7 protein-coding genes are annotated in these 13,282 nt (G+C 68.8%); all 7 read left to right on the top strand.

Features of this window, described 5'->3' with window-relative positions; translation table 11 throughout:
• Window positions 1–61: 61 nt before the first annotated feature.
• The 7 genes from BLU39_RS10185 to BLU39_RS10155 all read left to right on the top strand — a co-directional run bounded on the left by BLU39_RS10185 (window position 62) and on the right by BLU39_RS10155 (window position 13,269).
• Window positions 62–808: a UDP-2,3-diacylglucosamine diphosphatase gene (locus BLU39_RS10185; RefSeq protein WP_092712519.1), complete on the top strand. Its 747-nt coding sequence runs from the start codon at window positions 62–64 to the stop codon at window positions 806–808.
• Window positions 809–877: 69 nt separating this feature from the next.
• Entirely contained in the window at window positions 878–1,594 is a 717-nt protein-coding gene (locus BLU39_RS10180; protein ID WP_092712517.1) for a DUF72 domain-containing protein, read from the top strand.
• A 130-nt stretch (window positions 1,595–1,724) separates the two neighbouring features.
• Window positions 1,725–2,105: a GntR family transcriptional regulator gene (locus BLU39_RS10175; RefSeq protein WP_092712515.1), complete on the top strand. Its 381-nt coding sequence runs from the start codon at window positions 1,725–1,727 to the stop codon at window positions 2,103–2,105.
• Window positions 2,102–2,974, top strand: a complete 873-nt coding sequence (locus BLU39_RS10170; protein WP_092712513.1) for an ABC transporter ATP-binding protein — start codon at window positions 2,102–2,104, stop codon at window positions 2,972–2,974. Before BLU39_RS10175 ends, BLU39_RS10170 begins: the two co-directional genes overlap by 4 nt.
• Window positions 2,971–3,972 carry a hypothetical protein gene (locus BLU39_RS10165; protein ID WP_092712511.1) on the top strand — a complete coding sequence of 334 codons (1,002 nt, stop codon included), beginning with the start codon at window positions 2,971–2,973 and terminating at the stop codon, window positions 3,970–3,972. The genes BLU39_RS10170 and BLU39_RS10165 overlap by 4 nt, the downstream gene beginning before the upstream one ends.
• Before the next feature lie 759 nt (window positions 3,973–4,731).
• Window positions 4,732–11,856, top strand: a complete 7,125-nt coding sequence (locus tag BLU39_RS28575; RefSeq protein WP_092712509.1) for a hypothetical protein — start codon at window positions 4,732–4,734, stop codon at window positions 11,854–11,856.
• Between the two features lie 189 nt (window positions 11,857–12,045).
• Window positions 12,046–13,269 (top strand): TolC family protein, encoded by a 1,224-nt coding sequence (locus BLU39_RS10155; RefSeq protein ID WP_175539258.1) that lies wholly within the window; start codon window positions 12,046–12,048, stop codon window positions 13,267–13,269.
• Window positions 13,270–13,282 lie beyond the last annotated feature (13 nt).

Below are 13,282 nucleotides of genomic sequence, written 5' to 3'. Positions count from 1 at the left end.
GGCATTGCAGCGTTTGCGCTTTTCCATGCACATCACTTTTTGGGAGCGTTGAACGATGACAATGCCTGCCGCACTCTTTATTTCCGACCTGCATCTGCAGAGCTCGCACCCGCGCACGAGCGCGGCGTTTCTTTCTTTCCTGGAACACCATGCGCAATATGCGCAAGCGCTGTATCTATTAGGCGACCTGTTCGAATACTGGGCCGGCGACGATGACCTGGAAGACCCGTTCAATGCGCGCATGACGGCCGCCATCCGCGCCGTCAGCGATGCTGGCGTGCACGTCTACTGGATCGCCGGCAACCGCGACTTTCTGGTCGGCTCCGGCTTTGCCGCCGCCGCCGGCGCCACCCTGCTCAGCGAACCGCATGTGGCCACGATTGCCGGCCAGCGCATCGTCTTGCTGCATGGCGACGCCGAATGCACGAAAGACGTGCAATACATGGAATTTCGCGCCATGGTGCGCCAGCCCGCCTGGCAACAACAGTTCCTGTCCATGCCGCTGGCGCAGCGCAAGGCCATCATCGACGGTTTGCGCAAAAGCAGCCGCGAGCACAATGGCGAAAAATCCATGGAGATCATGGATGTCACGCCTGATGCTGTCGCGCAAGTCTTTGCCGACCATGCGAGCACCGTCATGATCCACGGCCATACGCACCGCCCCGCCCTGCACCAGGTCGGCCATACCTTGCGCTATGTCCTGCCCGACTGGGAATGCGACGTGACGCCGCCGCGCGGCGGCTGGATCGCCATCGATACGCGCGGCAACATCACGCGCCACGACCTGAACGGCAACATCATCGACTAGGCCCGCGCCGACGGCGGCACGGGCGTTTGTCCGATAGCCGGGCCCGCCTGGCCTTGCTGTAATGGCGCCATGCATACTGTTTACATCGGCACGGCCGGCTGGAGCATTTCCAGCGCCGCCGCCAGCCACTTCCCCCTCGATGGCAGCCACCTGCAGCGCTATGCCCAGGTGCTCGACTGCGTGGAAATCAACAGCTCCTTCTACCGCCCGCACCAGCCGTCAACCTACGCGCGCTGGGCCGCCAGCGTGCCCGCCCATTTCCGCTTCAGCGTGAAATTGCCGCGCAGCATCACGCACGAACGGCGCTTGCGCGAGGGTGAGGCCGAACTGGAGCGTTTTGCGGGAGAAGTCTTGCAACTGGGGAACAAACTGGGTTGCGTGCTGGTGCAACTTCCCCCCAGCCTGCGTTTCGAAGCGGACGTGGCCGCTGCATTTTTCCATGCGCTGCGCCAGCGCTTCGACGGCATGCTCGCGTGCGAGGCGCGCCACTCCAGCTGGTTCGAAACGGGCGCGACCGACCTGTTAACGATACATGGCATCACCCGCGTGCGCGCCGATCCCCCTGCCGGCCAGCCCGGCCCGCACGTGCCGACGACGGAAACCGCCTACGTGCGCCTGCACGGCAGTCCGAAAATATACTACTCGGACTATCCTGCCGATTACCTGGCGATGCTGGCCGGAGAATTGCGCACACCGGCGCACGCGGGCAGCTGGTGCATCTTCGACAACACGGCGGCCGGGGCCGCCCTGTTCAATGCGCTGGAGGTGCGGGCGCGGCTGGCCTGAAAATAGGTGTTGATTTTTTGAGACTTAGTGTTATAGTTAACTACAACACCAACTCAATAAACCACGGAGCTTTGATGCCTACAGCATTTTTCACGCGCCGCACCGCCCCGCCCTTGTCGGAGCCCATCCCATGAGCGCGGAATGGAATGACAATAGCCCCATCTACCGCCAGCTCAAGGCCAGGGTGGTGGGCATGATGCTCGATGGCGTGCTGCAGTCCGGCGACGCCCTGCCTTCGGTGCGCCAGGTGGCGGCCGATTATCAATTGAATCCCATCACGGTGTCGCGCGCCTACCAGGAACTGGTCGACGATGCCCTGGTGGAAAAACGCAGAGGACTCGGCATGTACGTCTTGGAAGGCGCCCGCGACAAATTGCTGGCCAGTGAACGCGAGCGCTTCATGCGCGAAGAATGGCCGGCGATGCTGGAACGCATCACGCAACTGGGCTTGAACCTCGAGCAACTACTGCAAGCGAGCCGCGACAGCGGCGCACACGGAGAGAACGCATGAATGCATTGAACAAGGACAGCGTCATCAGCGCGCGCGGCTTGCGCAAGCAGTATGGCAGGCAGGTGGCCATCGATGGCATCAGCTTCGATATCGCGCCGGGGCGCATCGTCGGCTTGATCGGGCCTAACGGTTCCGGCAAGACCACCACGCTGAAAGCCATTCTGGGCCTGACGGGCTTCGACGGCGACTTGTCGGTGCTGGGGCGCGATCCCCGCGTGCAGCGCGATGCGCTGATGGACGACGTGTGCTTCATCGCCGACGTGGCCATCCTGCCGGGCTGGCTGCGCGTGGCCGACGCCATCGATTTCGTTGCGGGCGTGCATCCCCGTTTCGACCGCAGCAAGGCCGAGCGCTACCTGGCCCACACCAAGCTGTCGCCGAAGATGAAGGTCAAGGCCATGTCGAAGGGCATGGTGGTGCAGCTGCACCTGGCGCTGGTCATGGCCATCGACGCCAAGCTGCTCGTGCTCGACGAGCCCACCCTGGGCCTGGACATTCTGTACCGCAAGCAGTTCTACCAGAACTTGCTGGAAGATTATTTCGATGAAAACAAGACCATCGTCATCACCACGCACCAGATCGAGGAGGTGGAACATATCCTCAGCGACCTGATGTTCATTCGCGACGGCAAGATCGTGCTGGCCTCGAGCATGGAAGAAGTGGGCGAGCGCTACATCGAAGTGATGGTCGGCCCGCAGCACGTCAATCCGGCGCGCGCCCTGCAGCCGATCAGCGAACGCAGCGTGTTCGGCAAGTCGGTGATGCTGTTCGATGGCGTCGCCCGCACCCAGCTGGCCGCCCTGGGCGAGGTGCGCACGCCCAGCCTCGCAGACCTGTTTGTCGCGACCATGAAAGGATCGTACCAATGAGTATTTCCCCTGCCAACAAGATGCAATGGCTGATCCGGCGTGAATTGTGGGAACACAAGGGCATGCTGGTGTGGACGCCCGCCCTGATCGGCATCGTCATGACCGTGCTGGGCGCCCTGATGACGATAGCCACCATCGCCAAGACCAAGATGCGCACGGCGCTGATCGTCAATGGCGAGGAAGTGTCCTGGAGCAAAGTCTTCAATACCAGCAGCTTCGGCCCGCGCCGCACGGAAATCATCGACGCCGTCGCCAACAACTATACGTACGCGGCCGCGCCGCTGTTCCTGGCGCTGGGCTTCCTCGTGTTTTTCTATTGCCTGAGCGCCTTGCATGACGACCGCCGCGACCGCAGCGTGCTGTTCTGGAAATCGCTGCCCATCTCGGATGCGCAGACGGTGCTGTCGAAAGCGGCCATCGCCCTGCTGGTCGCGCCGCTGATCGTGGCCGCCGCCGCCAGCCTGACTTCGCTGGCCCTCGTCCTGATCCTCAGCGGCGTGCTGGCGGCCAACGGCATCCACGTGTTTGCCGAACTGCTGGCCTCCCCCGGCCTGTATCTGGGACCGCTGCGCGTGTTCGGCTTGCTGCCCGTATATTGCCTGTGGGCCTTGCCGACGGTGGGCTGGCTGCTGATGGTATCGAGCTGGGCCAAGTCCAAAGTCTTCCTGTGGGCCGTCGGCGTGCCGCTGCTGCTGCTGGTCCTGACCGTCTGGGCCGGCAAGCTGACGCAGACGGAAAGCGACGTCGGCTGGATACAGATGAACGTCATCGGACGCGCGCTGCTCGGCACCCTCCCCGGCAGCTGGTATCTGTTCGAACCGGACCTGCTGCCGCACATGCATGCGCTGGCGGAAGGAGGATCGCACGTGACACGCATCGACGTATTCAGCAATTCCTGGTCCAGCCTGGCCTTGCCGGCCGTCTGGCTGGGTGCGGCGGCAGGCGCGGCGCTGATTTACGCCGCCATCCGCCTGCGCCGCTGGCGCGAAGAAGGCTGACAGCGCCATATCACCGCTCCATGAAAACGCCCCGCCCGCCGGGGCGTTTTCCATTTTGACTCCGCTCAAGCCCCTGGAATAATAACTTCTTTATTGATAGTTATTATGAAAAACCCCTGCCATCGAATCGAGACTATTATTTCGATAGGATTAATGCGATATAAAAATTGCAAATAATTATTTCTATCGTATTTTATTACCAATCAGATTTGATAATCGGCATTCAAAAAAACAACAACTAGCAATTCGATAGCAAGGCGGTTTTTTTGGATAAAAGACGCAGAAATACGCAAGCACGGCAATAGACTCGGTAAAAAACGCCTGTTTCGTGACAATTCGTGACTATTCACCCGCTTGAGGCCAGAGAAAATAATGTCGTGGAAAGTGATCAAAATGAAATTGGAAGTTTCAAAATTGAAACTTCCATCAGAGTGAGCGCAAGTATATTTATCGTCTCAAGGCCGGCTTCTGCCAGAGCGTATCGCCTGACATGCGGCTTGCCGGCGCAACAAAACACGGGAAAGCGGCGACACGCAAAACAAATATGAAAATGATATTTTTAATATTGCCGAAATAGCGCTCTTTTGCCCCAGCGTTTTTTTCCCATTTATGTTTTACTTGCCACTATCAACATCCGAAACACCAGAGTTCAACCACGGCCCAAGCCTCGCCGGAGCAAGCAGGAAAGCGAATCATATTATTGATTTTTTATTATTTTAGAAAATTGAACGAACACTAACCTTTTCCGGAGACTTTCAAATGGCCACCACCCAAAATCCAGCACAAGTTCCCGTCAATGCAGAAGGCGCTGGCGCCAAACTCGCGACGCCCGCAAAAAAAGCAGTCGACCCAAAAAACGGCGACCGCAAGCAATATGACGAAGATGAACTGATCAAAGGGGCCGATGCCAGCGCGACCATGCCGCCGGAAAATGTCGTGGAAGTCACGGGGGCCGCCGAGAACGGCAATGCCGCCGCTCTGGGCACGGCGGGCGCCGTGGCTGCGGCCGCCCTGGCCGCCGGTGGCAGCGGCGCGGCCGCAGGCCAGGCCGGCAACGCTGGCGCCGACCTCGGCACGCCGCAAAGCGATAACAATGGTGGCGCCGCAGGCGCAGCGGGCACAGGCGCGGGTGCGGCCGGCATCCCCAGCGGCAGTGTCGTGGATGTAGCCGGGGCATCGGCTGGCGCCGGCGGCGCGGCCGGCGCGGGCGCGGCCGGTGGCCTGGGCGGACTTGGCGTGCTGGGCGCGCTCGGCGGCCTGGGCCTGGTGGCCGCCGCGGCCGGCGGTGGCGGCGGAGGTGGCGCCGCGGCTGGCGGTTCCGGCACGGGTGGCACGGGGACAGGAGGAACGGGCACAGGCGGCACGGGCACAGGAGGCACGGGCGGCACGGGAACCGGTGGGACAGGAGGAACAGGGACCGGCGGTACCGGGACGGGAGGGACCGGTGGTACAGGCACGGGCGGAACCGGTGGTACGGGAGGTACGAGCGGTACGGGCGGCTCGACCGGCGGACAGGGTGGCACGGGGAATCAATCCACCACCACCGTCGTAACGGACGCAGCCGTGCTGGCCGCCGCCGCCGCTGTCGCCGCCGCCAACAATGCCCTGGCCGATGACGCCGCCGCCGCCGCTGCGGCAGCCACGGCAGCAGCGTCGCTGGCTGCGGCAAATGCGGCCATCCTGGCCGACCAACTGGCGGCGCAGGCCGCCGCTACCGCGGCGGCAGCCCTGCTCGCCGCCAATAACGCCACCAGCGACGACACGCTGGCGGCCGGCGCGGCTGCCGTCGTTCCCGGCGCGCAAGCCGCCGCTGCCGCCGCAACCAGTGACGACAGCGCCGCCGCCGTTGCGGCCGCCGCCGCGGCCCAGTCGCAAACGGCCGCCACATCGGCGCAAAATGACGATGCGGCTGCCGCCACGGCCGCCGCCAACGCCGCCGCCGCGCACGCCGCTGCCGATGCGGCACAAACACAAGCGGACCAGACCAACGCCCCTGCGCTGCAAGCCATCGCCGATGCGGCCGACGTGGTCGCCACTGCGGCCAACACCCAGGCAGCGCTGAGCGATGCGGCAGCGCTTGGCGTCGTCTCGGCCAATGATGCGGCCGCTGCCGCCGCCGCCACGGCCCTGGCCAATGCCACGGACGCCGCCGCCCTGGATCTGGCGGCCACCGCCGCCGCCAATGCCGCCGTCGCGGCCAACATCCAGGCCGGCCTGACGGATGCCGCCGCCCTGGCCCTCATTTCCGATGCGGATGCCGCCGCGTCTGCCGCTGCGACCGAACTGGCCGATGTCACCGACGCCGCCGCCCTGGCCGCCGCCGCGAACGCGGCCGCCACGGCCGCTGCCAATGCAGCGACAGCGGCCAATGCCAGCGACGCCACGGCACTGGGCACCGCCGCCACCGCCGCCGCGAATGCGGCCATTGCCGCCGATGCGCAGGCCAGCCTGACCGATGCCGTGGCGCTGACGATGGCGGCGGACGCCGCCGCCGCCATCGCCGCCCAGGACGCGGCCATCGCCAACGCGACGGACGCCGTCGCCCTGCAGGCCGCCGCCGATGTCGCCGCGACGAACGCCGCCAATGCGCAGACGCAAGCGAACATGACGGACGCGCCCACCCTGGGCCTGATCGCCGATGCCGCCACCGCGGCGGCTGATGCGGCACAACTGCAAGCCAACTTGACGGACGCGGCTGCGCTTGCCCTGATTTCCGATGCCGACGCTGCCACGGCAGCCGCCGCCGCACTGGCCGCCAGTGCCGATGCGGCCGCACTCGACGTCGCCGCTGCCGCTGCAGACACCGTGGCGGCGAATGCCGTAATTACCGCCAACCAGAGCGACGCGGCAGCCCTGCAAATCACGGCCGATGCGGCCGCCAGCACCTCCGTCAGCGCCGCCGCACAAGCGGCATTGACGGACGCGGCCGCCCTGCAAATCATTTCCGATGCCGATGCCGCCGCCGCGCTGGCCGCGCAAACGACGGCCAACCAGACGGATGCGGCCGCCCTGGCCGCCGCCGACGCGGCCGCCGCCAGCGATGCCGCCAATGCGCAGACAGTGGCCGACCAGACCGACGTCGTCGCCCTGCAGCAAGCGGCCGACCAGGCCGATGCCGACGCGGCTGCCGCCAATGCGCAGGCCAGTCTGCTGGACGTCAATGTTGCGCTCAACGCCTTCAATCTCGCCAACCTCGCCGCCGTGGCCGCCAACGTCACGGCCGGCCAGACCAGCGTGCTTGACCTGACGGCCACCGTCAATGCCTTGCAGGGCGATGCCGATAGCGCCGATATCACTGCCAGCCTGACGGATGCCATCGCCCTAGCCACGACCGCCACCACCGACGCGGGGTTGGCAGCGGCCTTGCAAGTGACAGCCAACCTGACCGACGCAGCAGCGCTCGCCGCCACGGCCGCAGGCGCCGTCTCGGCAGCGGAAGCGGCCGCCGCCCTTGGCGGGATCGATATTTCGGCAGTGAGCGCCGCCGCAGCCGCGCAAGCCGCCGCCACCGCCGCCGCCGCCACGGCCGCACTGACGGATGCCGGCGCGCTGGGTCTGGTGTCCACCGCCGATGCGGCAGCCCAGTTGGCCGCCCAGACCACCGTCAACGCGCTGACTTCTGCCAACACGCTGGCGCAGGCGGCAGCCACGGCGGCGCAAAACACGGCCAACCTGACCGATGCCGTGGCTCTGGCCCTGGTGTCGGCCGCCGCCGATGCCGCTGCCGCCGCAGCCGTGACGACAGCGGGCCAGTCCGATGCCACCGCACTGAGCCTCGTCTCGAACGCCGATGCGCTGGTCGCCGCCTCGGCCGCCAGCCTGGCGACGCTGACGGACGCCTCGGCGCTGGGTCTGATCTCCACGGCCGACGCCACCATGGCCGCCACCCTGCAGGCGACGGCCAACCTGACGGATGCCGCCGCACTGGGCCTGCTCGCCACGGCCGCTGCCGCCGCCGCCAATACGGCGACGAATGTTGCCAACCTGACCGATGCGGTGGCCCTGGGCACGCTCTCGACCGCCGCCACCACGGCCGCCAATACGGCTGCCGCCACCGCCGCGCTGACGGACGCCACGGCGCTGGGCCTCGTCGCCACGGCCGATGCGGCTGCCGCTGCCGCCCTGCAAACAACGGCCAATCTCACCGACGCCGTGGCACTGGGCCTCGTCTCGACGGCCGCCAATACGGCCGCCAGCGCCGCTGCCGCCGTTGCCAACCTGACCGATGCCGTGGCACTGGGGACCGTCTCGACAGCAGCCACCGCCGCCGCCAACACGGCCGCCGCCACGGCCGCGCTGACGGACGCCGTCGCCCTGGGCCTGGTGGCGACCGTCGATGCGGCCGCCGCCACTGCGGCGCAAACGACGGCCAACCTGACGGATGCCGTCGCACTGGGCCTGGTGGCGACCGCGAATGCCACCGCCGCCACCGCCGCCGCCACCCTGGCCGGCCTCACCGACGCCGTCCTGCTGGGTACGCAACACACGCTCGACGTCACGGCCGCCACCGTGGCGGCCACCAAGGCCGCCTTGACGGATGCCGCCGCCCTGACCACCATCGCCAACAACGACGCCGCCAATGCGGCCGCCCTGGCCGCCTATTCGGCCGCGCATCCGCTCGACCTGGTGGCGGCACTGGCATCGACGACGGCCGCCACCACGGCGAACCTGTCGCATGCCGCCGCAGTGGCAGCGCAGGCGGACGACGCGGCGGCCGCTTCGACAGCAGCCACGGCCGCCGCATCCCTGACGGCGCTGAACACGGCACTGGCCGCCGACAACGCCGCCACCGCCGCCGCTACCCTGGCCCTGACCTCGCAAGCGGCAGCGACGGCGGCGCAGCTGAACGATGCCGCAGCGGCCACCGCCGCCGGCGTGGCCGCCACCTCGCTGGCAGCGGCCCAGGCCGCGCAAGCGGCCGATACGGCCGCCGCCACGACGGCCGCGACGGCGGCCAATGCCCTGGCCGCCCTGAATGCGGCCTTGCAGGCCGACGCGAATGCGGCCGCCACGGCAGCTGCCGCCGTGACGGCGAACGCGGCCACCGCCGCCGCCGTCGCCGACGATCTGGCCGCCGCCACGGCCGCCACCGTCGCCAACGCCTCGCAAGCGGCTGCGCAAGCGGCGCAACTGGCCGACAACGCCGCCGCCAGCGCCGCCACCATCGCCGCCAACGCGCTCGCTTCCCTGAATGCGGCCCTGGCCGATGATGCGGCCGCCGCCGCAGCTGTGCTGAACGCCACCAATGCAACGGCCGCCGCCACGGCCGCCACCGCCGCCGACGCGGTTGCCGCAGCGGCCGCCGCCGTGGCAGCCATCTCGGCCGCCGCCACGCAGCACGCGCAAGCGGACGATATCGCCGCGGCGGCAGCCGCGCTCACGGCGTCCGTCTCGCTGGCAGCCACGCAGGCCGCGCAAGCGGCCGATCTCGCCGTCGGCACGACCGCGGCGGCGGCGGCAAGCGCGCTGGCCGCGCTGAACCAGGCCCTGAACGACGACAGCCTGGCCGCCACGGCTGCCACGGCAGCGGCCAACGCGCAAACGGCCCTGAATAACGCCACGACCACACTCAACGCGGCAATCGTGGCGGCCACTGCCTCGCTTGCCGCGACGACGGCGGCCCAGAACGACGACGCCACGGCGGCAAGCACGGCCGCTGCCGCGGCAGTGGCACAGCTTGCTTCCGACGCGGCGCTGTTGGCCGACGGCGCCCTGGCAACCCTCGCCACGGTGGCCAACAACGCACTGGCGGCAGCCAGCGCGGCGCTGGCCGCCGACGATGCCGCCGCCAATGCCGCGCACACGGCCGCCCTCTCGGCGGCCGCCACCCTGGCGGCACAACTGGCCGATACGGCAGCGCTCAACGCCCATGCCGCGCTCAACGCGGCCATCGCCAATCTGACCGCCGCCGTCACGGCCGATGTCAACGCCACGGATGCCGACAATGACAGGACCCTGAAACTGAACCTCCTTATCGCCGCCCAGGGAGCGGCCGACAATGCGGCCCAGGCCAATGCCAATGCGGCGGCAGCCCATGCGGCGCTGGCGGCGGCCCAGGCCGACGATGCGGCGGCAGCCACCGCCGCCGCCAATGCGGTCGCCGCGCATGCGGCGGCCGTCGCGGCGCAAAATGCCGATGCCGCCGCGGCAGCGGCGGCGGCGCAAGCGGCCACTTCCATGGCCGCCACCCTCAATGCCCAGGCGGACGACGCCACCGCGGCAGCTGCCGCCACGGCAGCCGCCAGCGCGCAAGCGGCGCTCGACGCCGCCCTGGCCGCCGACGCCAACGTGGCCGCCACCGCCGCCGCGGCAGCGGCAGCCCAGCTGGCGGCGCAAAACGCGCATGACGCCGATGTGGCGGCAGCGGCCGCAGCCGTTGCGGCAGCCATTACCCTGGCGGCGACGCAAGCGGCGCAAGCCGATGACGCGGCAGCCGCATTGGCGGCGGCCAACGCCGCCAATGCCCAGGCCGCGCACAACGCCGCCGTCGCCGACGACCAGGCGGCAGCCGATGCCGCCGCCGCAGCCGCACTGGCGCAAGCGGCCGCCACGGCAGCGGCAGCGGCCGACGCCACGGCCAGCGCCAGCGCCGCGGCAGCGGCGGCGGCGCTGCTCGCCGCCCAGGCGGCGCAAGCCGATGACACGGCCGCCAACCAGGCCGCGGCCAATGCGGCCGCCGCCACCGCCGCGCACACGGCCGCCATCGCCGCCGACGCCCTCGCCGTCAGCACGGCGGCAACGGCTGCCAGCGCACTGGCAGCGGCCACGGCGGCGCAGAACGACGACGACGCGGCCGCGGCAGCGGCAGCCCAGGCCGCGGCCTCGCTGGCCCTCACCCAGGCGGCGCAAGCCGACGATGCGGCGGCAGCGGCGGCCACCGTCAACGCCAACAACGCGGCGGCGGCCGCGCTGGCCGCCCATGCGGCCGATGCGGCCGCGACGCTGGCGCAGGCACAGGCCGCCGCCTCCCTGCTGGCCCTGCAAGCGGCGCAAGCCGACGATGCGGTCGCCGCCAGCGCGGCAGCCGCAGCGGCGCAGGCGCATGCCAATGCGAACGCCGCCTATGCGGACGACGCGGCGGCGGCCCAGGCCAATGCCGATGCGCAGGCGGCCGACATCGCGCTGGCGCAAGCGAACGCCATCGCCGCCCAAACCGACGCCAGCGCCCTGGCATCCGTGGCAGCGACGGACGCGGCCCACGCCACCGCCGCGCAAGCGCTGGCTGACCAGACCGATGCCGTGGCGCTCACGCAGGCCGCCGATGCGGCAGCGGCAGCGGCCCTGGCCGCGTCGCAGACGGCCGACCTGACGGACGCCAGCGCCCTGCACCTGGCAGCCGATGCGGCAGCGGCCGCCGCCCTGCAAGCGCAGGCGCAGGCGGACCTGACGGACGCAAGTTCGCTGACGGTGGCGGCGAATGCCGATGCCGCGGCGGCGGCCGCCGCCCAGGCGCAAGCCGACCTGACCGACGCCAGCCAGCTGTTCGTGCTGAGCCAGAACGCCCTGCACAATCCGCTGACGGTCGCCGACTTCAGCACGGGCCTGCCGGCGGCCGGCGGCGACGTGATCGACATGTCCGCCATCGCCCACCTGACGGCGTCGGTGGCCGTGGGCGTCAACGTGGGCACGGACTTTGGCAACGACAACCTGTTCATCTTCGACGGCACGTCCGTGTCGATCGGCGCGGCGGCCAGCGCCATCGCGGCCGACAACAGCGTCTTGTCGGGACAGGGCTACATCGTCATCGCCGATGCGCAGAACAGCGGCGCCGTGACCGTGTATCACTCGAGTGACCTGAGCAACACCAACGCCATCGATACGGCGCTGGTGCTGCTCGGTGGCGTGAACATCACGCAGCTGACGGCGGCCAACTTCGTCGTCTGAAGCAGGGGCAACCACGCCAGGCGCCACGCCTGGCACGGGAGCGGGAGCGCGCAGCGCAGCACGGCGCGCGCTCCCGCCACACCTTGAAATGCATCAGGCCTGGTGCCGGAAAAATACGGGATGAGATTACGCGGTTTCCCAGCATGGTTTTTACTGCCACGTGGCGCGGCCGTACTGGCGGCCATGGCCATGGCATCGATCAGCACTTTCGCCCAGGCCCAGGGCGCCACGGCCTGGAGCTTCGACCAGGTCTTGCAGCAGGCGCTGCAAAGCCATCCCGCCGTCCAGGGCAAGCGTTCGGCGCAGGCGGCCGCGCGCGCCGAGCTCGATGGCGCGCAGTGGCAGCGCTTCCCCAGCCTGTCGGCCGAAGTCCCCACGGGTTCGCGCGAAACGGGCGGCGTGGTGCGCGTCGAACAGCCGTTGTGGAGCGGCGGGCGCATCGACGCGGGCATCGATGCGGCCGGCAGCCGGGTCGACGCGGCCGGCGCGGCCATCGAAGAGGAACGCCTGACCCTGTCCCTGCGCGTGATCGCCGCCTACACGGAAGCGCTGCGCCAGACGGCGCGCGTGCGTTCTGCCGAAGAGGGACTGGCCGAACACCAGCGCCTGCTGGACATGATCAAGCGCCGCGTGGCGCAGTCGGTCAGTTCGCAAACGGACCAGCGCCTGGCCGAATCGCGCGCCTACCAGGCGGCCAACGACGTGTCGAATGCGCGCCAGGCGCTGGACAACGCGCTGGCGCAGCTGTCGCAGCTGGCCGGCAAACCGGTGCGCCTCGTCACCGCCAGCGGCATCGGCGTGGGCGAACCGCTGCCCGACGCCAGCCTGGAGCGGGTCATGCGCCAGGCCGTCGACTACTCCCCCACCCTGCACCGCCTCGATTTCGAGGCGCAGGCGGCCGACTCCGAAATCACCCTGCAACGCTCGGCCTACATGCCGAAAGTCGTGCTGCGCATGGAAAAGCCCACGGGCGGCATCAATGCGGACAACCGCACGCGCGCCATGCTGGTGCTGCAGGCGCAGCCGGGCGCCGGCTTGTCGGCCAAGGCCGGCGTGGACGCCGCCGTGGCCAGGCGCGAAGGGGCGCGCGCCGCGCACGATGCGGCCGAACGCGACGTGCGCGAACGCTTTACGCTGGACTGGAACGAGGCCGAGGCGAGCCGCCAGCGCCTGGGCAACGCGGGCGAAGCCAGCACCACCTCGACGCAGGTATTCGAATCGTATGCGCGCCAGTACGTGATCGGCCGCAAGAGCTGGAACGACGTGCTCAACGCCGTGCGCGAAGCAACGCAGGCGCGGTTTTCGCTGGAAGACACGCGGGCGCAGGCGATTGCCGCCAGCCTGCGCCTGGCCGCGCAGACGGGCACCCTGGCCGGGCGCACGGCGCCGGCGGGCGTGGCGCGCGCGAATTGACACCGACATGATG

The organism is Janthinobacterium sp. OK676, assembly GCF_900103595.1.
Taxonomy (GTDB): domain Bacteria; phylum Pseudomonadota; class Gammaproteobacteria; order Burkholderiales; family Burkholderiaceae_D; genus Janthinobacterium.
This window is presented reverse-complemented; position numbering and strand designations above follow the sequence as displayed.

Coding starts and splice junctions, on each gene's coding strand:
- BLU39_RS10165 (WP_092712511.1), top strand. CDS start 2,971: ATGAGTATTTCCCCTGCCAACAAGATGCAATGGCTGATCCGGCGTGAA.
- BLU39_RS10155 (WP_175539258.1), top strand. CDS start 12,046: ATGGCATCGATCAGCACTTTCGCCCAGGCCCAGGGCGCCACGGCCTGG.
- BLU39_RS10175 (WP_092712515.1), top strand. CDS start 1,725: ATGAGCGCGGAATGGAATGACAATAGCCCCATCTACCGCCAGCTCAAG.
- BLU39_RS10185 (WP_092712519.1), top strand. CDS start 62: ATGCCTGCCGCACTCTTTATTTCCGACCTGCATCTGCAGAGCTCGCAC.
- BLU39_RS10170 (WP_092712513.1), top strand. CDS start 2,102: ATGAATGCATTGAACAAGGACAGCGTCATCAGCGCGCGCGGCTTGCGC.
- BLU39_RS28575 (WP_092712509.1), top strand. CDS start 4,732: ATGGCCACCACCCAAAATCCAGCACAAGTTCCCGTCAATGCAGAAGGC.
- BLU39_RS10180 (WP_092712517.1), top strand. CDS start 878: ATGCATACTGTTTACATCGGCACGGCCGGCTGGAGCATTTCCAGCGCC.